Source organism: Sphingomonas astaxanthinifaciens DSM 22298 (genome assembly GCF_000711715.1).
GTDB classification, from domain to species: domain Bacteria; phylum Pseudomonadota; class Alphaproteobacteria; order Sphingomonadales; family Sphingomonadaceae; genus Sphingomicrobium; species Sphingomicrobium astaxanthinifaciens_A.
Window position 1 is genome coordinate 1,829,155 of sequence record NZ_JONN01000001.1, and the last position, 22,735, is coordinate 1,851,889.

Consider the following 22,735-nt stretch of genomic DNA (forward strand, 5'->3'; position numbering starts at 1 on the left):
TCATCGGCGCGCGCGGGGGCGGTGGCAATACCCCGGCGCCTTGCGCTACCTTCGAGGCATGAGCTCGAGCCCGCTTGCCTGCGCCACCTGCCCGGTCCGCGATCGCGCGGCCTGCGCGGCGCTCGACGGTGCCGAGCGGGCCGACCTCGCACGCTTCGGCCGGCATCGGCTGCTCTCGCCCGGCGAGACGCTGTTCGCGGCGGGCGAGGATAATGACCGCTGCGCGACCCTGGTTCGCGGTGCGCTCAAGATCAGCGCGTCCGACGCCGACGGGACCGAGCGGATCTTGAGCCTCGTCCATCCCGCGGGCTTCGTTGGCGAACTGTTCGCCCCACTCGCGCGCTTCGACGTGGTGGCGCTCACCCACAGCGAGGTGTGCCTCTTCTCGCGCCGCGAATATGAGGCGGCGGTCGAGCGCTATCCGGCGCTCGCCCGCGCCCTCCTCCGCCGGTCGAGCGAGGATTTGTTCGGCGCCCGTTCGCTAATGGCGATGGTCGGTCGTCACTCGGCGCGCGAGCGGGTCGGCGCCTTTTTGCTGGCGATGGCAGAGGCGGCGAGCGATTCGCCCTGCCACCCGGCGGCGCGCTTCGACCTGCCCTTGAGCCGGGCCGAGATGGCGGGCCTCCTCGGCCTCACCATCGAGACCGTCAGCCGGCAGGTCTCGGCCCTGGAGAAAAGCGGCGCGATCCGCCGCAGGGGTCTGCGCGGCATCGAACTGGTCGATGCCGCGCAGCTGGGGAATTAGGCCTGCCGCAAGCAAGCCGGGGTGGTCAGACCAGTGCCGCGATGGTGGTCGTGGCAATCCCCCAGAACAGGATGCAGGCCGGCAGCAGCAGCACGAGCGTGATCGCCTCGCTCGCCGGGGTCTGCCCGGTGGCGGTGTCGATCCCCGTCGCCCGGAAGTGCGCCCAGTCGAGCGCCTTGGCCCTGTGCTCGGGCTTCATCGTCGCCCACTTGGCGGGCACGAAGGCGAAGGCCGCGACGAACACGAAATTCACCACCATCGGTAGAATGAGCCCATCGGCCGCGAAGCCCACCCACATTACCGCCAGATAGGCGACGAAGAAGGCGAAGGCGCCGAGCAGCAGCGCCGGCGGAAGCCCGAAATTGCGGTCGCGGCAGTAAGGCCGCTCGTCCATTTCGGGCGCCGCGACGATCTCGCCGCGAGCGGCCAGAATCTCCTGCGTGAAGCGATCGGTCATCGAATTTCTCCCTGGCTTGCGAAGCGAGGGATATGCCCGGGCGGAGGCGGCCGCCTTGACGCTTGTCAAACGGGCCGGAGCCTTGTCGGCCATGGTGGATTACGGCGGCGATGTTGCTAAACCCGCCCGCTCATGTCTGACGCCCAGCCCCATCTCTATCTCGTCGACGGATCGAGCTACATCTTCCGCGCCTACCATCGGTTGCCGCCGCTGACCAACCGGCACGGCATGAACACCGGTGCGGTCTACGGCTACACCGCGATGCTGTGGAAGCTCGCCGACGGTCTCAGCAAGGCCGACGGACCGACCCACATGGCGGTGATCCTCGACAAGGGGTCGTCCTCCTTTCGCAACGCCATGTACGACCAGTACAAGGCGCATCGTCCGCCCGCGCCCGAGGATTTGAAGCCGCAGCTGCCGCTGATCCGCGTCGCCACCCGCGCTTTCTCCATCCCCTGCATCGAGGAAGAAGGCCTCGAAGCCGACGACATCATCGCCTGCTACACCGCCGCCGCACGCCAGGCGGGCTGGAAGGTCACCATCGTCAGCTCCGACAAGGACCTGATGCAGCTGATCGAGGACGATGGCTCGGTCGACATGCTCGACACGATGAACGACCGCCGCATCGACCGTGACTATGTGGTCGAGAAGTTCGGCGTTCCCCCGCAGCAATTGGGCGACGTGCTCGCGCTGATGGGTGACAGCGTCGACAATGTGCCGGGCGTCCCCGGAATCGGCCCCAAGACCGCGAGCCAGCTGATCCAGGAGCATGGCAGCCTCGAAGCGGTGCTCGCCGCCGCGCCCGAGATCAAGAAGCCCAAGCTGCGCGAGAACCTCATCGCCCATGCCGACAATGCGCGGCTCAGCCGCGAGCTGGTCCGGCTGGTGTGCGAGATGAACCTGCCCGAGCCGCTCGAGGCACTGGCGCTCCAGAACATTCCCGAGGCGCCGCTTCGCGAGTTCCTCGAGGAGCAGGGCTGGAAATCGCTGCTCAACCGCATGGTCGGGCAGGGCGCGCGGCCGTCGAACGGGGAACGCCCGCCGGCGCCCGTGCGCGAGGCCGGCCCCGGTGCGCCCGAGGCGATCAGCGTCGACCGCTCGACCTATGCGACCATCTCCGACGCCGCGACGCTCGGGCAATGGATCGCCGAGGCTCGCGCGCAGGGGCGGGTCGCGATCGATCTGCAGGGCGATGGCGGCCACGGGCTCGCCGAGGGGCTTGCCGGGGTCAGCCTCGCGATCGGGCCCGGCAAGGCGGCCTATGTCCCGCTCGGCCACGGCACGCCCGACCTCTTGAACGAAGGCCCCGCGCAACTCGGGCTCAAGGAGGGCTTGGGACTGCTTCGGCCGCTGCTCGAGGACGAGAGCGTCCTCAAGCTCGGCCATAATCTCAAGGACCAGCTCAAGCTGCTCGCCGAGCAGGGCATCGTGGTGAGCCCGGTCGAGGACGTCATGCTGGCGAGCTTCGCGCTCGACGGCGGGCGCTATGGCCATGCGCTCGACGAACTGGTCAAGCGCCACTTCGAGCATGAGTGCCTGCCCCTGAAGGCCGTCTGCGGCACCGGGCAGAAGGCGATCCGCTTCGGCGATGCGCCGATCGCCGCGGCGACCGAATATGCTGCCGAGAACGCCGACATGGTTTGGCGGCTGTGGCAGCGGCTCGAGCATCGCCTCGCCGCCGAGCATGCGACCCGTGTCTATCGGCTGGTCGACCTGCCGCTCGTTCCCGTGGTCGGCGCGATGGAGCGCGACGGGGTCAAGGTCGACCGCGCCTATCTGGCCGAGCTGTCGGGCACCTTCGCGGCCGAGACCGCCAGCCTCGAGGAGCGGATCTTCGCGGCAGCGGGCGGGCCCTTCACCATCGGCTCGCCACAGCAGCTCGGCCAGGTGCTCTACGACCGGCTTGGCCTCAAGGGCGGGCGCAAGGGCAAGAGCGGCAATTATTCGACCGACCAGGCCGAGCTTGAGCGTCTCGAGGCCGATGGAGTCGAGGTCGCCCGGCTGGTGCTCGACTGGCGGCTCCTGACCAAGCTCCGGCAGACCTACACCGACGCGCTCCAGGCGCAGATCGACCCCAAGAGCGGCCGGGTCCACACCCGCTACGCGCTGGCCGCGGCGCAGACGGGGCGCCTGTCCTCGACCGATCCCAATCTCCAGAACATCCCGATCCGGACCGAGCTCGGCGCCAAGATCCGCAACGCCTTCATCGCCGAGGAGGGCTTCAGCCTGCTGTCGGCCGATTATGGCCAGATCGAGCTTCGGCTCGCCGCGCACATCGCCGACGTGCCGCAACTGAAGGAAGCCTTCGCCAAGGGCGAGGACATCCACACCATGACCGCGATGGAATTGTTCGGCGACGCCGGCAAGGACAGTCGCGGCAAGGCCAAGACCATCAACTTCGCCATCCTCTACGGTATTTCGAGCTGGGGGCTTGCCGGCCGGCTGGGAATCAGCCGCGACGAGGGCAAGGCGATGATCGACCGCTATTTCGAGCGGTTTCCCGGCATCAAGGACTATATCTCGACGACGCTCGAGAAGGTCCGCGAGCGCGGCTATTCCGAGACCCTGTTCGGGCGCAAGACGCACTTCCCCAACATTCGCTCGAGCATCATGAGCCTCCGCCAGGGCGCCGAGCGCGCGGCGATCAATGCGCCCATCCAGGGCACCAGCGCCGACATCATCAAGCGGGCGATGGTCCGGATGCCCGGCGCGCTCGCCGATGCCGGCCTGTCCGACGCGCGGATGCTGCTGCAGGTCCATGACGAACTGGTCTTTGAGGTTCCGCAGGGCCGCGAGGAGCAGGCTGCCGAGGTCATTCGCGACGTCATGGCGAACGCCGCCGCGCCGGTGGTGACGCTCGACGTGCCGCTTAGCGTCGAGGTGGGCTGGGGCGCCAATTGGGGCGTCGCGCATTGACCGACACCGCCGCACCCGAGGCACCGCGCCAGGACCTCGCCGCCCTTGCGCGCGGGGGCCGGATCAATTTCTTCGGCTTCCTGCTGCGGCTCGCCGCGCGCCTGCCCTTCCTGTTCATCGCCGGCCGCCTCTACGGGGCCGAGGCGCTCGGGCGCTTCGCTTATGCCGTTCTGGTGGTCGAGTTCGTTGCGCAGCTGGCGACCCTCGGCCTCAAGCGCGGGCTTGCCGAGCAATTGAGCAAGACCGACAAGCCGCACGTCTGCATCACCTGGGACGCGTTGCTCGTCGCCTTCACCGCCAGCGTGATCGGCATGGCGATCCTGTTCGCCTTCCCGCAGGCGATGTTCCCGAACAGCGAGATCTATGGCCATGAATGGCTGCTGCCGGTGGCGGTGCTCGCGCTGGCGTGGAGCGACGTCATGCTCGCCGCGCTCGCCTATCGCCACGACGTCGGCGCCACCGTCCGTGCCCGCGCCATCGTCGAGCCGTGGACGATCAGCATCGCGGCGCTGATCTTCGCCTTCATCTCCAAGCGTGACGGCCTGATCTTCGCCTACGCGCTGTCGATGATCGGCGCGCTGGTCGCCTCGGCCATTCCGTTCCTGCGCACCTATGGCTGGGCGCATGGCTGGCGGCCGCAGCCGGCGGAGAGCTGGCGGCTGGCCCGGCGCTACATACCGGTCGCGGCCGCCGATACGGTCGAATGGGGCAGCCGCCGCATCGACCTTGCCATCCTCGGCCTGTTCGCCGCACCCAAGCTCGTTGGCATCTATTATGTCGCGCAGAATGTCGCTTCGCTGCCGAGCAAATTGAAGACCAGCTTCGACCCGATCCTCGGTCCCGTGATCAGCCGCAGCCTCGAGGAGGGCGACCGGGTCGGGGTCGCGCGGCAGATCCGCCAGGTCGGCTTCTGGGTGATCGCCGCGCAGGCCGCGGTGGCGCTGGCGCTTGGCATTCCCGGCGAGGGCGTGATGGGGCTCGTCGGACCGGCCTTCGTCGCGGGAACCGCCGCGCTCGTCTTCCTGCTCGCGGCCGAGGTGATCGCCGCCACGGCGACCACCAGCGAGGCCGCGCTCATCTATATCGCACGCCACCGCAACATGATGCTGAGCCTCGCCATGCTCGCGCTCCAGGCGGTGCTGACGGTCGCGCTGATCCTCCTGTTCCGCCGCCTCGGCTGGCCCGACGCATGGCAGGCGACCGCGCCGGCCGTCGCCCTGTGCCTCGCGCTCGCCTTTGCCGCGGTGACCAAGGCGAGGCTTGCGTCGCGGCTGCTCGGGGCGCCGGTCAGCGGCTGGCGCTGGCCGCTGATCTGGGCTGCCGCGGCTGGCATGGTCGTCGGCCAGCTAGCGATCCTGATGCCCGAGTGGCTCGAGCTCAGTCTCGGCATTCCCGCCATCCTCGCGGCCTTCGGCTTCGTCGTCTGGCGGCGCGGCTTCGGGCCCGAGGACCGAGAGCTGTTCCGGATGCGCAAGAAGGACATCGAGGTCGATCTTCCCGCCCCCGGCACCAGCGGAGACGCTCCCCGCTGAGCCCTTAGTGGCGGAAGTGGCGCATTCCGGTGAAGATCATCGCGAGGCCCGCTTCATCGGCGGCCGCGATCACCTCGTCGTCGCGGATCGAGCCGCCCGGCTGGATCACCGCCGTCGCGCCCGCTTCGACGGCGGCAAGCAGTCCGTCGGCGAAGGGGAAGAAGGCGTCGCTGGCGACCGCAGAACCGACGGTGCGCGGCTCGGGCCAGCCGAAGGTCTCGGCCGCCTCGCGTGCCTTGGCCGCGGCGATCCGCGCCGAATCGCGGCGGTTCATCTGGCCCGCGCCAATACCGGCCGTCGCGCCGTCCCTGGCATAGACGATGGCGTTGGACTTGACGTGCTTGGCGACGGTCCACGCAAAGCGGCAGTCGGCGAGTTCGGCCTCGGTCGGCTGGCGCCTGGTGACGACCCGCAAATCGGCCGGAAGGACGATGCCATTGTCGCGGCTCTGCACCAGCATGCCCCCGGCGATGCTCTTGAGCATGAGACCCGGACGGCGCGGATCGGGAAGGTCGCCGGTCAGGAGCAGGCGCAGATTCTTCTTGGCGGCGAAAACGGTCAGCGCGTCCTCGTCGGCGTCGGGCGCGATCACCACCTCGGTGAAGATGTCGGTGATCGCCTGGGCGGTGACGCCGTCGAGCGGCCGGTTGACCGCGACGATCCCGCCAAAGGCCGAGACCGAGTCGCAGCGGAACGCCGCCGCATATGCTTCGGCGATGGTGGCCGCCTCGGCGACGCCGCAGGGGTTGGCGTGCTTGACGATGACGCAGGCCGGGCGCCCGTCGCGGAATTCGCTCACCAGTTCCAGCGCGGCGTCGGCATCGTTGAGGTTGTTGTAGCTCAGCTCCTTGCCCTGGACCTGACGCGCCCCGGCGACCCCGGCCACGCCGCTCGCCTGCGGCAGGTAGAGCGCCGCCGACTGGTGCGGGTTCTCGCCGTAGCGGAGCTCGGACGCCTTGGTCAGCGCCACCGGCAGGGTCTCGGGCATGGTCTCGCCCTGGTCGGCGAAGGCGAACCAGCTGGCGATCGCGCTGTCATAAGCGGCCGTGCGGGCAAAGGCCCTCGCGGCGAGGCGCTTGCGCAGCGCGAGTGACGTCATGCCATCATTGGCGTCCAGTTCGTCGAGTACGGCCCGATAGTCCTCGGGGTCGGTGACGATCGCGACATAACGGTGGTTCTTGGCCGCCGAGCGCACCATCGAGGGCCCGCCGATGTCGATATTCTCGATCACCGTGTCGCGGTCCGCGCCGCCGGCGACGGTCCTCTCGAAGGGATAGAGATTGACCACTACGAGATCGATGAAGCCGATCCCGTGCTCGGCGGCGGCGGCGGCATGCTCGGCCTCGTCGCGAACCGCGAGCAGCCCGCCATGGACCTTGGGGTGCAGAGTCTTCACCCGGCCGTCCATCATCTCGGGAAAGCCCGTCAGCTCGCTGACGTCGCGCACCTCGTGGCCGAGTTCGCGCAATTTCGCCGCGGTCCCGCCGGTCGAGACCAGCTCGACCCCGCGCGCCGCCAGTCCCTCGGCCAGCGTGGCAAGTCCATGTTTGTCGGACACCGACAGGAGCGCGCGGCGAACGGGAACGAGGTCGGTCATGGGAGCGTGAAAGTCCTAGCTGGAGCGGCGGAATTGCCAGCCGATCTCGGCGCCGAGGTGCGAGACCTCGCCGACGAGCACGAGCTGGAGGGTGGAGCGAAGTGCGCCTTGGCCGTCGACCACCACGCTCTCCTCGAGGTCGAGTTGGGCGCCGCGGCAGCGGAAATTCCATGGCGGCGCGCCGGGCGAACGGATGAGGGCGCCGAGCCCGTCGGCGGTCGGAACCGCTTCGACTCCCGGTGCGAGGTGGAAGCGGACCGCAAAGGGCACGTCCTCCCGAATCTTCCGTCGGCCGCGCGGGGTCAGGCGGTCCAACCCGCGCACTTCCTTGCCGTCGTTGCCGAGGCTGAGCGCGCGCTGGTGGACGAGGCCGAAGCCGCGGACATAGCCGTCGTGAGCGGATTCGAGCCGGCTCGCGTCATTGTCCTCGGTGCGGCTGACGCTGACGTCCTCGGCTCCGCGGCCGAGCGATCCGTCGGGCAGGATCGCGGTCGAATTGGTGTCGGCGAGCGTCAGGGTCGAGTGGGCGGCGGTGGTCCGAAGCGCCGGGGCGAGGCCTTCCGGAAGCGTGCCGGTCAGGTCCCCGGGCCCACCGCAGTTGACAACGAGCTTCTGCTGACCGTCGCTGAGTTCGATCGCGAGGGTCGAGGCCGAACCGATCCGAGCCAGCTTTCGCGGGGGAGGCGGCGCGGCATCGATCACGAGGATGGTGCCGAGCGCGCTCAGCCGGTGATAGCCCCAGCCACGCGGCTGGCGCAGCGGCCGCGCGCGAAAGCCGCAGCCTTCGACCAGGGCGGCGAGTGCGGCGCGGCTGCCCTCGTTGCCGCCCTGCCAGCTCGACAGCGTCCCGTCGCCCATGGTGACGCCATGAAGCGCCGCCAGCGCGGCCGCGCCCGAATCCTCGAACCCCTGCGGAAAATCCTGCCGGGCCGCGGCATAAGCCGCGCGGAGCAGGCCGAGCCGGTCGACCAGCCTCGCCTGCTCGGCGGGCGAGCGGCTCATCAGGCCGCCATCGTCGAATTGGGCGCTGGCAAGCGCGCGCGACAGGCCGCCCTCGGCCTTGGCGAGGCGGCTCGTCCCCGAGGACAGCAACAGGCAGGCGGCGGTGAGGCCCGCCCAGGCGGTGATTCGTGCCAGCCCGGGTGGGGCATTGTCGGCTTCGGCGGCGAGATGGCGCGCCCCGCGGGCCATGGTGTTGAGCAGGGCCGAGCGATAGTCGGCATCGCGCCGCGACAGGATGTACGGCGCAAAGGCCAGCCAGAAAAGCAAGCGCTCGCCCCACAGCCCGGGCGCCCAGGCGGGATCGACTTTGCTCCCATGCGCGACCAGCCAGCGGCCGACCAGTCCTTCGGCGAGCGCCGCGCCGCGCTCCCGGGTTGCGGCCGCGGCGACATCGCGAAGCCAGGAGAAGCCGTGGAGCTCCGCGCCGAGCGAGGTCGACGGGTCGATCGCGGCCCAGTCGAGGTCGTCAAGTGCGACCGCCTCGCCGCCGACGAAGAAGCGACCCGCCAGCAATTGCTCGCCCCGCGCCTTGCTGCCGATGACATGATCGCGGGCGACGCCCAGCAGGCGCAGCGGCGGCTTGCCGCGCGACGCCAGCCGCTGCAGCAGCGGCACGGTCGCCAGCCGCTGGAGCGCGCCGCGATCGCTCATCCCTCGCCCTTGAGCGCGGCGATGTTGGCGGCATAAGCGTCGGCGCCGCCGCGGAAGGCCGCGGTCCCGGCCACCAGCGCGGTCGCGCCGGCATCGACGCACTGCCGCGCCGTTTTCGCGTCGACCCCGCCATCGACCTCCAGGACAGTGTCGAGGCCCTGCTTGGCGATCTGCTTGGCGATCGCCTCGATCTTGCGGAGCTGCGAGCTGATGAACTTCTGCCCGCCGAAGCCCGGATTGACGCTCATCACCAGCACGAGGTCGAGCTCTTCGAGCACATAATCGAGCATCTTGGCGGGAGTCGCCGGGTTCAAGGACGCGCCGGCCTTCTTGCCCAGCCCCTTCACGCGCTGGATGGTGCGGTGAAGGTGCGGTCCGGCCTCGGGATGGACGGTGATGATGTCGGCGCCCGCCTCGGCAAAGGCGTCGAGCATCGGGTCTACCGGGCTGATCATCAGATGGACGTCGAACGGCTTGGCGCTGTGCGGGCGAAGCGCCTTCACTACCATGGGCCCGATCGTCAGATTGGGGACGAAATGCCCGTCCATCACGTCGATATGGATCCAGTCGGCGCCCGCGGCATCGATTGCCCGGACTTCCTCACCAAGGCGCGCGAAGTCGGCGGAGAGGATCGAGGGGGCGATGATCGGTGCGGCCATGGGGCCGATTAGACGGTCTTAGCCGGTCCGGACAAGGCGCGCCGTGAAGAAGCCGTCCATTCCGCCCTCCTCCTCGCGTTCACCGGGGACGACCCGGCGCTGCTCGGCGAGCGCGAAAGCCGGGTTTGCGGCCAGGAAGGCGGCGATCCGCTCCTCGCCCTCGGCCGGCTCGAGGCTGCAGACCGCATAGACGAGGCTCCCGCCGGGCTTCACCCACGCTGCCGCCTTGTCGAGCATCCGGCCCTGGAGTTCGGCGCTCTCGGCGATGATCCGCTCGCTCGCGCGATAGAGGACCTCGGGATGGCGGCGGAAGGTGCCGGTCGCCGAGCAGGGGGCGTCGAGCAGGACCGCGTCGAACGGGACGTCCGGGGTATAGCCCAGCACGTCCTCGACCACGATCTTGGCCGACAGGCCCGTGCGATGGAGATTGGCCCGAAGTCGCGCCAGACGACTCTCCGACCGGTCGAGCGCGGTGACCTGGTGGCCGGCTGCCGCCAGCTGGAGCGTCTTGCCGCCGGGCGCCGCGCAGGCGTCGAGCACGGTGACGGCCTCGGCCGGGACCAAGCCCGCGGGCAGGGTCGAGGACAGGTCCTGCACCCACCAGCGGCCTTCCTCGAAGCCGGGGAGGGTGGTGACCCCGCGCTGGTCGGACAGCCGGACCTGCCGGTCGGCGAGGCGCAGCCCTTGCTCGGTGGCGGCAAAGGCCTCGGCGTCTGCCGCCTCCCGGAAGCTGAGGTCGAGCGGCGGCCGGCGGACGATGGCGCGGCGGGCGACGGCGACCGCCTCCTCGCCCCATGCTGCGGTCCAGCGCTGCTCGACGGCGGCCGGGAGCGGCGCCTCGTCGGCGGTGGGCAGCGTCCCCCGCAGCAGCGTGCCGATCACGCCGTGGACGAGCCGGCGGGGTCCGCCCTCGACCAGCGGCAGGGCGGTCGCGACGAGGGCATGGTCGGGCACCTGCATCGCGATCCGCTGGGCGAGCGCGAGGCGAAGCACCATGCGCGCCTTGCTATCGTCGGGCAGCGGCTGGCGGGTGGCGCTGTCGATCAGCGTGTCGAGCAGGGGCAGACGGCGGAGTGTCTCGCCGGCGATGGCGAGCGCCAGCGCCTGGTCGCCGGGGTTGAGCTTCGGTCCGCCTTGCGCGGCCGATTCCATGGTCTGGCCGCCGCGCAAGGTCCGGTCGAGAATGCGCAGCGCGGCACGGCGCGGATCGACCCCGGCTTCGGTCCCTCTTGGCCGCGGCGGCCTCAACGCCCATCTCCTTGTCCATGCCGCGCCCCAAGGACCTCAAGCCGCCCGCCTATCTCAGCAAGTCGCCGCCGGTGCCCGAGCCCGAGGAGGCCGCGCCCGCGCCGCCGCCGAGCGGGGACAAGCCGCGCCCCGATCCCACCCGCTACGGCGACTGGGAGAAGAAGGGCATCGCCTGGGATTTCTAGGGCGCTCATGCGCGTTCGGGCCGGTGGGGACGGCTGAGGAGGCGTTCGAGCACCTCGTCGACCCGCGCACGGCCGGCCAGCATGTCGTCGACCGCCGCGACGATCGGCATGTCGATCCCCTCCTCTTCCGCCAGCCGGCGCAGCACCGGGGCAGTGAACGCCCCTTCCGCCACCGTCCGGCGGTCGGCCATCAGTTCGGCGGCCGGACGGCCCTGGCCAAGGCCCTTTCCGAGCGAATAATTGCGCGAGCTGGTCGAGGAGCATGTGAGGACGAGGTCGCCGAGCCCTGACAGCCCCGCCAGCGTTTCGGGTCGGGCGCCGCGGGCGAGGCCGAAGCGGGTCATTTCGGCGAAACCGCGCGCGATCAGCGCCGCTCGGGCATTCTGACCGAGGCCGCGGCCTTCGACCACGCCGCAGGCGATGGCGAGGACATTCTTGACCGCCCCGCCGACCTCGGCCCCGGCGACGTCGTCAGAAAGATAGATGCGAAACTCGGGCCGGGCGAGGCGGGCGCGGACGGGCTCGGCATCCTCCTCGTCGTCGGCCGCGAGGGTGAGCGCGGTCGGCAGGCCCGCCGCCACCTCGTGGGCAAAGGTAGGCCCCGACAGCACCATGACCTCGGCCTCGGCGCAGGCTTGGCGCGCGACCGCGTGAAGCAGCAAGCCGCTCCTTTCCTCGATCCCCTTGGAGCAGAGGACCAGAGCGGCGGCGCAAGGCGGGGCCGCCTCGAGCACGGCCCGCATGTGCTGGGCAGGGGTCACCAGCAGCCACAGGTCGCATTGGGCGAGGTCGGCAAGGTCGGTGGTCGGGCGGATCCGTTCGGACAGTGGCACGCCGGGCAGGAACAGGCGGTTCTCGTGGGTGGCCGCGATGCTTTCGGCAACCTCGGGCTCGCGCGACCAGAGGAGGGTCTCGCCGCCCTGCGCCGCGACCTGCGCCAGCGCCGTGCCCCACGCGCCGCCTCCGACCACTCCGACCTTCATGCCTTCACTCCTGCGCCCCTGACCGCCTCGGCCGACTGATCGAGCGGCCAGCGCGCACGGGCGGGCGCGTCGAGCCCGTCGACCATCCCCGCCGCATAGCGTTCCGCCCCTGCCCAGGCGATCATGGCGGCGTTGTCGGTGCAGAGCCATCCCGGCGGAACCGAGAAGCGCCGGCCTTCGGCCTCGGCGAGCGCCTGCAGCGCGGCGCGTACCGAACTATTGGCGGCGACCCCGCCGGCCACCACGAGTGCGGGGGCGTCGCTCCGGCCAAGCGCCAGCCGGGTGCGGTCGACGAAGCAGTCGACCACGGCCTGCTGGAAACTGGCGGCGATGTCCTCGGGCCGGTGCGTCCCCGCCGCGACCGCGCGTTGCACCGCGCTCTTGAGGCCGGCGAAGGAGAAATGTGGTTCGCCGCTGCCGACCAGCGGGCGCGGCAGGGGCACGGCCCTGGGATCGCCTGTCCGGGCCAGTTGCTCGATCGCCGGGCCGCCCGGATAGGGCAGGCCGAGCAGCTTGGCGGCCTTGTCGAACGCCTCGCCCGCGGCATCGTCGATGGTCGTCGCCAGCCGCCGGTAGTCGCCGACCCCGCGGACCTCGAGCAACTGGCAATGGCCGCCGCTGGCGAGCAGCAGGAGGTAGGGAAAGCCGAGGTCCGGATCGACCAGCCGCGGCGACAAGGCGTGACCCTCGAGATGATTGACTGCCAGCAGCGGCTTGCCGCTTGCCAGCGCGAGACCCTTGGCGGTGAGCAGGCCGACGAGAACGCCGCCGATAAGTCCCGGACCCGCGGTGGCGGCAATGGCGTCGACGTCGCCGAGCGCGACACCCGCCTCGGCCAGCACCTCGCCGACGAGACCCGGCAGCACTTCGACATGGGCGCGGGCAGCGATCTCGGGCACCACCCCGCCGAACGGGGCATGCGCCTGGTTCTGCCCGACCACGCGCTGCGCGACGATCCGCCGGTCGCTGGTGACCAGCGCGACCGCGCTGTCGTCGCAGGAGGATTCGAGGCCGAGGAGAAGCGCCATGCGGTGCGGGCCTTTGCCTTCCCCGGCGGCTCTGGCAAGAGGGCGCACGATGACAGCGCCTCTCACGCTCGGCACCCGCGCCTCCCCGCTCGCGCTTGCGCAGGCCCATGCGACCGCCGCCGCGCTCGAGGAAGCGCATGGCTGGGACCGCGGTACCGTGTCGATCTTCGAGGTCCGCACGACCGGTGACCGGGTGCAGGATCGCGCCCTGGCCGAGATCGGCGGCAAGGCGCTGTGGACCAAGGAACTCGACGTGGCTTTGCTGGGCGGGGCGACGCAATTGTCGGTCCACAGCTGCAAGGACGTCGAAAGCGAGCGTCCGCCTGAATTGGTGATCGCCGCTTTCCTGCCCCGCGCCGACGTTCGCGACCGGCTGATCGGGTCGCCGTCGATCGAGGCGCTGGCGCAGGGCGCGAGGGTGGGAACCTCGTCGCCGCGCCGCACCGCGCAACTGCTGCGCCAGCGGCCCGACCTCCAGGTCTCGATCATGCGCGGCAATGTCGCGACCCGCCTCCTGAAGATCGCCGAGGGGAGCTATGACGCGACCTTTCTCGCCGCCGCCGGGCTGGACCGGCTCGGGATCGACGAGGGCTGCGCGGTGGAGACCGACGCCTTCCTGCCCGCCCCCGGGCAAGCCGCGATCGCGATCGAGTGCCGGGCCGACGACGGCGAAACCCGCGCGCTGCTCGCGGCGATCGATCATCGCGACACGCACCGGGCGGTGCTGGCCGAACGGGCACTCGCGCGCGGCGTCGGCGGGTCGTGTCATTCGCCGGTCGCGGCGCTGGCGGTGATCGAGGGCGATGGCGGCCTGTGGCTCCGCGCCGAGCTCCTCAGCAGCGACGGGGCCCAGCAGGTGCAGGGTGAGATCCGCGCGGGCGAAGGGGACGAGGAAGCGGCCGGGCTGGCCCTTGCGGCCGAACTGCTCGACCGCGCGCCGCCGGAAGTCCGGATGCTGTTCGCCGCCGCGTGAGGCCGCTCGTCATCCTCCGGCCCGAACCCGGCGCCTCGGCCACCGCCGGGCGTGCCGCGGCGCTGGGGCTCGAGGTGCGCCTGCATCCGCTGTTTCGCACCGTTGCAGTGCCGTGGACGATGCCAACGGGCGAGTTCTATGGCCTGCTCCTGACCAGCGCCAATGCCGTCCGCCATGCCGGCGCGCTGCCAGTCTTGCCGGTCTATGCGGTGGGCGAGGCCACCGCCGTGGTCGCGCGGAAAGCCGGCGCGACGGTCGCCGCGACCGGCACCGGCGGCGTGGACGCGCTTCTGGCGAGCCTTCCGGAGGGATTGCGACTGTTGCATCTCGCGGGCGCCGAGCGGATCGCGCCCGTCGATCCGGCGCAGGTCATCAGCGTCGTCACCGTCTATCGGACCGAGCCCTTGCCGCCGCCGATCCCGGACAGCCTCGCGGGCACGGTACTGCTCGTCCATTCGCCGGCGGCGGGGCGCCGTGTCGCCGATTTGTCGCTCGAGCGGGCGCAGGTCCGCATCGCCGCGATCAGCGAAGCGGCGGCGCGCGCCTGCGGCGTGGGGTGGGCCGCCTGCGAAGCCGCGCCCCGGCCCTCCGACGACGCCTTGCTTCCCCTCGCCGCCAAGCTGTGCAAGGACTGAGGCCATGAGCAATGCGCCGGCCCGGGGGATGAGCCTCAGTGCGATCCTGCTGACTGCCCTGCTGCTGCTGCTCGTCGGGGCCGGCGCGGCCGTGTGGGCGCTCGGGCGCTATCCGCAGGCCGCGCAGTTCGTGGGGGTCGCCAAGCCCGCCGATGCGGTGCCCGTGACCGCACCCAGAGCAATCACGCCTCCCGCCGCCGCACCCGGAGCCTCGGTGGTTTCCGCGCTGCCAGCAACCGAAGCGCGGGTCGCGACCCTCGAGGAGCGACTTGCCCGGGTCGAGAATGCCACCGCCCGCGCCGAAGGGTCGGCGGGCCGGGCCGACGCCCTTCTGGTCGCCTTCGCCGCGCGCCGCGCGATCGACCGCGGGGTGGCCCTCGGCTATCTCGAGCCCCTGCTGAGCGAGCGCTTCGGCGCGACCAATCCTAAGGCGGTGGCGACGATCGTCACCGCCTCGCGCCGGCCCGTCCGGCTCGACCAGCTGACCGCCGACTTCGCGGTGCTCGCGCCGCGGCTCAAGGCGGCGCCCGAAAGCGCCAGCCTGTGGCAGAACCTCCGCCGCGAGATGGGCAATCTCGTCTCGATCCGCCGCGCCGACCAGCCGAGCCAGCGGCCGGTGGCGACCTACGAGCGCGCCTCGGCGCGATTGACGGCGGGGCAGGTCGACCAGGCGCTCGCCGAAGCGATGCGCCTGCCTGGCATTGGCGCCGCGCCCAGATGGGTCGCGGACGCCCGCAGCTACATCGCCGCGCACCGCGCGCTGGACGAGATCGAAAGCGCGGCCCTGCTCTCGCGCTAAAGGCTTGCGATCGCGACTGGCCTTTGCGATTCAGGGGCTTGGCGATGCTGGCGAGGGAGGAGACGGCATGACGTCAGCGATGATCCGACTGGTGATGGCGACGCTGTGGAGCCTTGTCGCAGCCGCCCCACCAGCGATGGCGCAGGACCGCCCCGCCGCGCTCGCCCCGGCCGAATTGACCCGGCGTATCGGCACGCTCGGCGCCTCGTTCGACGGCAAGGTCGGGATCGCCGTCCAGGCGGTCGAACAGGGCTGGCAGACCGGCTGGAAGGACAAGGAGCTCTACCCGCAACAGAGCGTCAGCAAGTTCTTCGTTGCGCTGACCGCAATGGACGCGGTCGATCGCGGCCGGCTGACCCTCGACGGCCCGGTCACCCTGACCCGCGACGACCTGACAGTGTTCAATCAGCCGATCGCCCAGCGGGTGCTGTCTGGCGGGACCTATCAGACCACGGTCGAGGCGCTGCTGATCGACGCGATCACAAAATCCGACAACACCGCCAACGACAAGCTGATGCGGGTTGCCGGCGGCCCCGCGGCGGTGCGCCGCTTCATCGCCGACCGGAAGCTCGGCGCGATCCGGTTCTACGAAGGCGAGCGCGCGCTCCAGTCGCGAATCGCCGGGCTGACCTGGAGCCAGAGCTATTCGATCGGCGACGCCTTCTACAAGGCGCGCGACGCCTTGCCGATGGCGGTCCGAAAGAGCCTGTTCGAGCGTTACATCTCCGACCCCTATGACGGCGCGGCGCCGGCGGCGATCGTCGGCACCTTGGCGAGGCTCAAGCGCGGCGAGCTCCTTTCACCGGCCTCGACCGCGCGGCTGCTGACCATCATGAGCGATACCCGGACCGGCAAGAATCGCCTCCGCGGCGGGCTCAAGCCTGGCTGGACCCTCGCCCACAAGACCGGGACCGGGCAGATCCTGAACGGGGTGCAGGCGGGCTATAACGACATCGGCGTGCTGACCGCGCCCGATGGCCGCAGCTATGCGGTGGCGGTGATGATCAAGCGCACCGCGACACCGCTCATCGTCCGCATGAACCTGATGAACGAGGTGGTGCGCGCCGTGATCGCGGCGCACGAGGCACGGCAGGGCGGCCTTGCCCTTCAGTGAGGTGGCCGAGCGGCTGCGCAGCCGCGACGGGGTGCAGCGGGTCCCCAATCCGGCGCTCGAACTGTTCATGGTCCGCGACTTCCTCAATGCGGGAGAGCGGGCCGAGCTTATCGCCATGATCGAGGCCCAGCGCCGGCCCTCGACGCTGGCCGACGATTTCGGCGAAGCGGCATTCCGAACCAGCGAGACCTGCGACCTCTCCGCGCGCGATCCGCTGGTCGCCGCGGTCAACGGGCGAATCAGTGCGCTGCTCGGGCTCGACGACCGGCTGGGCGAGCCGATCCAGGGCCAGCGTTACGCCCCGGGGCAGGAATTCAAGGCGCATACCGACACGTTCGAGCCCGCCGGAGCGGACTTTTACACGCACACGGCGGTGAGCGGCCAGCGGACCTGGACCGCGATGATCTATCTCAATGATGTCGAGGACGGCGGCGCGACCCGCTTCAAGACCATCGGCAAGACCATCCAGCCCGAGGCGGGAAAGCTGGTCGCCTGGAACAATCTGCTGGGCGACGGCCGCCCCAATCCGGCGACCCTGCACCAGGGCATGAAGGTCCGGCGCGGCGTGAAATATATCCTGACCCGCTGGTACCGCGAGCATCCGTTCCCGGGCTGAGGAAGGATCGCTGGAGCGGGCGAAGGGATTCGAACCGCCAGCGACACCCGAGGTGTCGCGCGATGAAACTCGAGGGTTCAGGGGACCGGAGGGTCGCTGGAGCGGGCGAAGGGATTCGAACCCTCGACCCCAACCTTGGCAAGGTTGTGCTCTACCCCTGAGCTACGCCCGCTCTGGCGTTGTTGACGGCGCTTGGGGCCGTCGGGGTCGCGGGCCATTAGCAACGCCTCTCGGGGCTGGCAACCCTTCCCGCGCGGCAAGTGTTGCAACCCTTGGCGAGGGACCCCCCTTGGCCCATATGGCCGGCACGCCAATCAGAAGGATAGACAAGCGACGTGGCCACCCTCGGACTGAGCGCAGACGAACGGGAGGCGATTCGCAGCTTCCAGGAGCGGGTGCTTCAGCCCTCGCTCGACAATCTCGTCATTCTCGATTTCTGGGCCGAGTGGTGCGGACCGTGCAAACAGCTCGGCCCCGTGCTCGAGAAGGTTGCCGCCGATTTCGCCGATCGCGGTGTCCAGCTGGTGAAGATCGACGTCGACGAGGAAAAGGTCATCGCGGCGCAGTTCCGCATCCAGTCGATCCCGACCGTCTATGCGATCTTCGGTGGCCAGCCGGTCGCCGACCTCACGCAATATCGCACCGAGGGCCAGCTCTCCCGCGTGATCGAGCAGTTGCTCGGCCAGCTCCCGGTCAAGGGCGCGGCGCAGGCGCTGGAGGCCGAGATCGAGCCCTTGCTCGCCGCCGGGGAGGCGGCGCTGGCCGACGGGAACGCGCAGGACGCGGTCGGGATTTTCGAGCAGGCGCTCGACCAGGCCGGGGATCATCCGGTCGCGCTGGCGGGGCTGAGCCGCGCCTTCCTCGCGCTCGGCCGGGCCGAGGACGCGAAAGCTGTCCTCGATTCCGTCCCGGCCGGCAAGGAGGGCGACCCGGCAGTCGTCCGGGCGCGTGCCGCGCTCGAGATCGGGACCGCAGCGCCGACCGTCGACACCGCCGAGCAGGAGCGGCGGCTTGACGCCAATCCCGACGATCATGAGGCGCGGCTCGAACTCGCGACCGCGCTGATGGCCGGCGGGCGCCGCGACGAGGCGGCCGACGCGCTGCTCGAGATCATCCGGCGCGACCGCAACTGGAACGAGGGGGCCGCACGCGCCCAGTTCCTCAAGCTGATCGAAGCGGTCGGGCTCGAGGATCCGTGGGCCAAGGCCCAGCGTCGCCGCCTCTCGGCCCTGCTGTTCACGTGAGCGACGCGCCGCTTCGTCTTCCGCTCTTCCCGCTCGGCGGCGCGATCCTTTTTCCGCGCAGCCATCTCCCGCTTCACATCTTCGAGCCGCGCTACCGGCAGATGGTCGAGGATGCGGTCGCCGGCGGCGGACTCATCGGCATGATCCAGCCCAAGGCCGCGCCCGACGATGGCCTGGGTGAGCCCGAGCTCTACCGGATCGGCTGCATCGGCGAGATCGTCGGTCTCGAGGAGTTGGGCGACGGGCGCTACAACATCGTGTTGCAGGGGACGACGCGCTTCCGGCTGATCGCCGAGGCCGATGTCGGGACCCCCTATCGGCAGGCGGATGTCGTGCCCGGCGAAGATTCCGGGAACGAGCCCGACGCGCTTCCCTCGGTCCTTCGCGCCGCGGTCGAGCAGGAGGCGCGGCTGCTCGGCGACGCCATGGGGCTGACGGTCGACTGGGCTGCGGTCGAGCGGCTTGACGATGAGATGCTGGTCAACGCCATTTCGCAGGTCGCGCCCTTCGATCCCGGCGCCAAGCAGGCGCTGCTCGAGGAGGAGCGGCTCCCGAACCGTGCCGAGCTTCTGATCCAGTTGATGCAATTCCTGCGGGTCGCGCAGGGCGGTGGCGACCTCAGTCCCCGCCTGCAATAGGAATCAGAGCGCCTCGCCGACCAGCAGTCGCGGCAATTCGCCGCTGTTGCCGCGCGCGGCCGCGTTGAGGCGCTGCTTGAGCGGCCCCAGCCGATCGACCATTGCCATGCCGAGCCGCCGTACCGCCGAGGCGGTCTTGCCCGGGACGCCATAGAGACGGGTCAGCCCATCGGTCGCGAGCGCCACGCTGAACGCGTCGAGCGCGCGCCAGCGCTGGTAGCGCGCGAGGAGCTGGGCATCGCCGAGATCGAGTCCGAGCCGCGCGCCATCGACCAGCACCTCGGCCAAGGCGGCGGCGTCGCGGAAGCCGAGGTTCACGCCCTGGCCCGCGATCGGGTGGACGGCATGGGCGGCGTCGCCGACCAGCGCGAGCCTCTGGTCAGTGATCCGCACCGCATGGTGGAAGCCGAGCGGATAGGAAGAGCGCGGGGTCAGCAACCGAATCCTCCCGAGGAACCCGCCCATCGCCGCTTCCGCTTCCGCGGCGAAGGCCGTGTCGTCGAGGGCGAGCAGGCCTGCGGCCTGGGCATTGCTGATCGACCAAACGATCGCCGAACGGTGGGTGCCATCCTCGAGGTCGTTCATCGGCAGGAGCGCGAAGGGCCCCGCGGGATAGAAGATCTCGTAGGCGATCTGTTCGTGCGGCCGATCATGGGCGAGGGTCGAGACGATCGCCTGATGATCGTAGGACCAGCGCGCCATGCGGATCCCGGCCGCCTCCCGGGTCGGCGAGCGGCGTCCCTCGGCCGCGATCAGGAGCGGGGCGGTGATTTCGCTCCCGTCCGCCAGCCGCACCCATGCCTTGTGGTCGTCTCGCACGACTTCCTGGGGGGTGGCCTGCCAGCGCAGCGTGATGTTGGCGCCTGCTTCGGCCCGCGCGAGCAAGGCGGCGCGCAGGTGGCGGTTCTCGTGCATCACGCCCAGGGGCTCGCCATCCTCGCCGGGCTCGAAGGTAAGGCTGCCGGGCTTGAGGCCATCGGCGACGCGGATCGCCTGGATCGCGCAGCCCTCGGCGGGGAGGTGGTCGAGGACGCCGGTGGTGCGCAACATCCGCATGCTCGAGGAGGAGACCGCCGTGGTCCGGCCGTCGAAGCTGGCGTCGCGGCGGTCGTCGGGATTGGCAGGATCGACGATCGTGCAGCGCAGGCCGGCGCTGTCGAGCGCGGCGGCGAGGGCGAGGCCGACAAGGCCTCCGCCAAGGATGATCGCGTCGGTGGTGGCGGGCTCGGACCGTGTCATGGAAGACGCATGTAGAGGCTCGTCGTCATGCCGTCATCCTTGACCATGGACTCCCTCGACAGGCACAATAGGTGAACAGCGCCAGGAGGGCGGGGAAAGAGGATCATGGCGACCGCAGCAGCACGTACCCGCGCCGACCGGCGCGAGCTCGAACCCGACTGGCGCGACCGGCTGGGCGAGGCCGCGCGCGCCTTCGCGGTGCGGGTCGCGGGTACGCTGATCCTCGCGGCGACCGCAGCGCTGGCCATCTCGCTCATCACGCACGAGCGGACCGACCCGAGCTGGAGCACGGCGGCCGGCGGCCCCGCCGCCAACTGGCTCGGGCTGCCGGGCGCCTATGCGAGCGACCTGCTGCTGCTGCTGCTTGGACCGGGCGGGATCGTGCTCCTTCCGGTGCTCGCGCTCGGCGGACTGCGGCTGCTTGCCGGCCGGCCGGCCGGACGCCTCGGCCGCGCGCTTCTGGTCGCGGCGCTTGGCGCTTTCCTGATCGGAATGGCGCTTGGGCTGACCCTCAATTCGGGCGCGGGTGCGTCCGGCTTGCCCGCGGGCTGGGGCGGCGTGCTCGGCCTCGCCGGAGCGGCGGGCTGGAATGCGCTCCTCGGCCTCATTACTCAGCCCGCCATCGCCGGGCCGACCCGCATCGCGCTGATCCTTCTGCTCGGCCTCGGCGGGCTTCTGCTCGCTTTCCTCGCCCTCGCGCTGCGCGACGAGGAAAAGGCCTTCGTCACCGAGAAGCTCAAGCGCTCGGCCGAGCGGGTACCCGCCCCGCGCCGGACCGCGGTCGAAGCGGCCGAGCCGCGCGCGCCCGCCCCGCCCAAGTCGCGCCCGCAGGTCGCCGTCACCGAACCGACGCGCGGGATCGCGCCCGCGATCATGGAGAAGGCCCGTGGCCGCAAGGGCAATGCCGCCGCGCAGCAGCAGAGCCTGGCGCTTGGCGACAGCTACGCCCTGCCCTCGATCGATCTCCTGACCCCGCCGTCGGAGACCGGCCGCAACACCGTCGACCGCGCCGGGCTCGAGCGCAACGCGCGCCTGCTCGAAAGTGTGCTCGAGGATTTCCACGTCCGCGGCGACATCGTCGAGGTCCGCCCGGGCCCGGTCGTCACCATGTACGAACTCGAGCCTGCCAGCGGGATCAAGGCGAGCCGGGTGATCCAGCTCGCCGACGACATCGCCCGCAACATGTCGGCGCTCAGCGCCCGCGTCGCGACCATCCCCGGCCGCAGCGTGATCGGCATCGAGCTGCCCAATCCCAAGCGCGAAAGCGTGGCGCTGCGCGAGCTGATCGGAAGCCAGGCCTTCGCCGATCAGGGGATGAGCCTGCCGCTGATCCTCGGCAAGAACATCGCCGGCGATCCGGTCATCGCCGACCTCGCGCCGATGCCGCATTTGCTGGTCGCGGGCACCACCGGCTCGGGCAAGTCGGTTGGCCTCAACTGCATGATCCTGTCGCTGCTGTACCGGATGGGTCCGGACCAGTGCCGGATGATCATGATCGATCCCAAGATGCTCGAGCTGAGCATCTATGACGGCATTCCGCATCTCCTCGCCCCCGTGGTGACCGAGCCGCCCAAGGCGATCCGCGCCCTGAAGTGGGCGGTCGAGCAGATGGAGGAGCGCTACCGGATGATGGCGAGCCTTGGGGTCCGGGCGCTCAAGAGCTTCAACGACAAGGTCCTGGAAGCCAAGGCGCGCGGGACCAAGCTCGGGCGCAAGGTCCAGACGGGCTATGACGCCGACAGCGGGCAGCCGGTCTACGAGACCGAGGAGCTCGAATATGAGGTGTTGCCCCAGATCGTGGTGGTGGTCGACGAGCTTGCCGACCTGATGATGACCGCCGGCAAGGAAGTCGAATTCCTGATCCAGCGTCTCGCCCAGAAGGCGCGTGCGGCCGGCATCCACCTGATCATGGCGACCCAGCGTCCCTCGGTCGACGTCATCACCGGCGTCATCAAGGCCAATCTCCCGACCCGCATCTCCTTCCAGGTGACGAGCAAGATCGACAGCCGCACCATCCTCGGCGAGCAGGGGGCCGAGCAGCTACTGGGCAAGGGCGACATGCTCTACATGCCCGGCGGCAAGCAGATCCTGCGCGTCCACGGGCCGTTCGTCAGCGACGAGGAAGTGCGCCTGATCGCCGACCATTGGCGCAAGCAGGGGACACCCGACTATATCAGCGCGGTCACCGAGGAGCCCGAGGACGGCGGTTTCGCCCTGGACGGTGCCCCCGACGGCGACGACGATCCAGAATCGCAGCTCTATCGCAAGGCGATCCAGATCGTGGCCGAAAGCCAGAAGGCCTCGACCTCCTACCTCCAGCGCCAGCTGCGCGTCGGCTACAACAGCGCCGCCCGGCTGATCGAGCGGATGGAGAAGGACGGCAAGGTCGGCCAGCCCGACCATGTCGGCCGGCGCGAGGTGCTGATGGATACCGACGGCCACCCGCTCTGAGCGGGGGCTGCCGGAAAGGCCGG

General features: G+C 70.3%; 20 protein-coding genes and 1 tRNA gene. 12 read left to right on the forward strand and 9 right to left on the reverse strand.

Going from position 1 to position 22,735, the window contains the following annotated elements; genetic code table 11:
- Window positions 1-58: 58 nt before the first annotated feature.
- The gene (locus BS69_RS0109520) at window positions 59-745 is read left to right on the forward strand and encodes a Crp/Fnr family transcriptional regulator (RefSeq protein WP_029941720.1); all 687 of its coding nucleotides are present in this window, start codon (window positions 59-61) and stop codon (window positions 743-745) included.
- Window positions 746-770: 25 nt separating this feature from the next.
- On the opposite strand, the gene BS69_RS0109525 is transcribed toward BS69_RS0109520, so the two are convergent.
- A complete protein-coding gene (locus BS69_RS0109525) occupies window positions 771-1,202 on the reverse strand; it encodes a hypothetical protein (protein ID WP_029941721.1) in 432 nt (143 codons plus the stop codon).
- Between the two features lie 132 nt (window positions 1,203-1,334).
- Between BS69_RS0109525 and polA the strand changes: the two genes are divergently transcribed.
- Window positions 1,335-4,118 carry a DNA polymerase I gene (gene polA, locus BS69_RS0109530; protein ID WP_029941722.1) on the forward strand — a complete coding sequence of 928 codons (2,784 nt, stop codon included), beginning with the start codon at window positions 1,335-1,337 and terminating at the stop codon, window positions 4,116-4,118.
- Window positions 4,115-5,650 carry a lipopolysaccharide biosynthesis protein gene (locus BS69_RS0109535; protein WP_051676668.1) on the forward strand — a complete coding sequence of 512 codons (1,536 nt, stop codon included), beginning with the start codon at window positions 4,115-4,117 and terminating at the stop codon, window positions 5,648-5,650. Before polA ends, BS69_RS0109535 begins: the two co-directional genes overlap by 4 nt.
- A gap of 4 nt (window positions 5,651-5,654) precedes the next feature.
- Here the strand turns inward: BS69_RS0109535 and purH are convergent, their stop codons facing one another.
- Genes purH through BS69_RS0109555 form a run of 4 tightly spaced genes read right to left on the reverse strand, consistent with a single transcriptional unit; the run spans window position 5,655 to window position 10,807 of the window.
- Window positions 5,655-7,247, reverse strand: coding sequence for a bifunctional phosphoribosylaminoimidazolecarboxamide formyltransferase/IMP cyclohydrolase (gene purH / locus BS69_RS0109540; protein WP_029941724.1), 1,593 nt, complete (start codon window positions 7,245-7,247; stop codon window positions 5,655-5,657).
- Window positions 7,248-7,262: 15 nt separating this feature from the next.
- Entirely contained in the window at window positions 7,263-8,900 is a 1,638-nt protein-coding gene (locus tag BS69_RS0109545; protein WP_084184426.1) for a heparinase II/III family protein, read from the reverse strand.
- Window positions 8,897-9,559 (reverse strand): ribulose-phosphate 3-epimerase, encoded by a 663-nt coding sequence (gene rpe, locus BS69_RS0109550; RefSeq protein ID WP_029941726.1) that lies wholly within the window; start codon window positions 9,557-9,559, stop codon window positions 8,897-8,899. The genes BS69_RS0109545 and rpe overlap by 4 nt, the downstream gene beginning before the upstream one ends.
- 18 nt (window positions 9,560-9,577) lie before the next feature.
- Window positions 9,578-10,807: an RsmB/NOP family class I SAM-dependent RNA methyltransferase gene (locus BS69_RS0109555; RefSeq protein ID WP_029941727.1), complete on the reverse strand. Its 1,230-nt coding sequence runs from the start codon at window positions 10,805-10,807 to the stop codon at window positions 9,578-9,580.
- A 17-nt stretch (window positions 10,808-10,824) separates the two neighbouring features.
- Between BS69_RS0109555 and BS69_RS13995 the strand changes: the two genes are divergently transcribed.
- Complete coding sequence (locus tag BS69_RS13995) at window positions 10,825-10,992, forward strand: DUF1674 domain-containing protein (RefSeq protein ID WP_084184428.1); 168 nt, start codon at window positions 10,825-10,827, stop codon at window positions 10,990-10,992.
- Between the two features lie 5 nt (window positions 10,993-10,997).
- Here BS69_RS13995 and BS69_RS0109565 read toward each other — a convergent pair whose 3' ends face one another.
- Both BS69_RS0109565 and tsaD read right to left on the reverse strand, forming a co-directional pair.
- The gene (locus BS69_RS0109565) at window positions 10,998-11,975 is read right to left on the reverse strand and encodes an NAD(P)H-dependent glycerol-3-phosphate dehydrogenase (protein WP_029941728.1); all 978 of its coding nucleotides are present in this window, start codon (window positions 11,973-11,975) and stop codon (window positions 10,998-11,000) included.
- The gene (tsaD, locus tag BS69_RS0109570; RefSeq protein WP_029941729.1) at window positions 11,972-13,003 is read right to left on the reverse strand and encodes a tRNA (adenosine(37)-N6)-threonylcarbamoyltransferase complex transferase subunit TsaD; all 1,032 of its coding nucleotides are present in this window, start codon (window positions 13,001-13,003) and stop codon (window positions 11,972-11,974) included. Before tsaD ends, BS69_RS0109565 begins: the two co-directional genes overlap by 4 nt.
- A 49-nt stretch (window positions 13,004-13,052) precedes the next feature.
- Here tsaD and hemC point away from each other — a divergent pair, with 49 nt between their 5' ends.
- The 5 genes from hemC (at window position 13,053) to BS69_RS0109595 (ending at window position 17,140) form a co-directional block, all read left to right on the forward strand.
- Window positions 13,053-13,976 (forward strand): hydroxymethylbilane synthase, encoded by a 924-nt coding sequence (gene hemC, locus BS69_RS0109575; RefSeq protein ID WP_029941730.1) that lies wholly within the window; start codon window positions 13,053-13,055, stop codon window positions 13,974-13,976.
- Window positions 13,973-14,611: a uroporphyrinogen-III synthase gene (locus BS69_RS0109580; protein WP_029941731.1), complete on the forward strand. Its 639-nt coding sequence runs from the start codon at window positions 13,973-13,975 to the stop codon at window positions 14,609-14,611. Before hemC ends, BS69_RS0109580 begins: the two co-directional genes overlap by 4 nt.
- 4 nt (window positions 14,612-14,615) lie before the next feature.
- Entirely contained in the window at window positions 14,616-15,410 is a 795-nt protein-coding gene (locus BS69_RS0109585) for a hypothetical protein (RefSeq protein WP_051676669.1), read from the forward strand.
- 67 nt (window positions 15,411-15,477) lie between these two features.
- Window positions 15,478-16,524, forward strand: a complete 1,047-nt coding sequence (gene bla / locus BS69_RS0109590) for a class A beta-lactamase (RefSeq protein WP_084184430.1) — start codon at window positions 15,478-15,480, stop codon at window positions 16,522-16,524.
- Window positions 16,511-17,140 carry a prolyl hydroxylase family protein gene (locus tag BS69_RS0109595; RefSeq protein ID WP_037504462.1) on the forward strand — a complete coding sequence of 210 codons (630 nt, stop codon included), beginning with the start codon at window positions 16,511-16,513 and terminating at the stop codon, window positions 17,138-17,140. Before bla ends, BS69_RS0109595 begins: the two co-directional genes overlap by 14 nt.
- 97 nt (window positions 17,141-17,237) lie before the next feature.
- Here the strand turns inward: BS69_RS0109595 and BS69_RS0109600 are convergent.
- Window positions 17,238-17,312 (reverse strand) — tRNA-Gly (locus BS69_RS0109600).
- Window positions 17,313-17,475: 163 nt separating this feature from the next.
- Here BS69_RS0109600 and BS69_RS0109605 point away from each other — a divergent pair.
- Both BS69_RS0109605 and BS69_RS0109610 read left to right on the forward strand, forming a co-directional pair.
- Window positions 17,476-18,384, forward strand: a complete 909-nt coding sequence (locus BS69_RS0109605) for a tetratricopeptide repeat protein (protein ID WP_029941735.1) — start codon at window positions 17,476-17,478, stop codon at window positions 18,382-18,384.
- Window positions 18,381-19,022 carry an LON peptidase substrate-binding domain-containing protein gene (locus BS69_RS0109610; protein WP_029941736.1) on the forward strand — a complete coding sequence of 214 codons (642 nt, stop codon included), beginning with the start codon at window positions 18,381-18,383 and terminating at the stop codon, window positions 19,020-19,022. The genes BS69_RS0109605 and BS69_RS0109610 overlap by 4 nt, the downstream gene beginning before the upstream one ends.
- Window positions 19,023-19,025: 3 nt before the next feature.
- Here BS69_RS0109610 and BS69_RS0109615 read toward each other — a convergent pair whose 3' ends face one another.
- Window positions 19,026-20,261: an FAD-dependent monooxygenase gene (locus BS69_RS0109615; protein ID WP_029941737.1), complete on the reverse strand. Its 1,236-nt coding sequence runs from the start codon at window positions 20,259-20,261 to the stop codon at window positions 19,026-19,028.
- Window positions 20,262-20,366: 105 nt separating this feature from the next.
- Between BS69_RS0109615 and BS69_RS0109620 the strand changes: the two genes are divergently transcribed.
- A complete protein-coding gene (locus tag BS69_RS0109620; RefSeq protein ID WP_084184432.1) occupies window positions 20,367-22,712 on the forward strand; it encodes a DNA translocase FtsK in 2,346 nt (781 codons plus the stop codon).
- Window positions 22,713-22,735 lie beyond the last annotated feature (23 nt).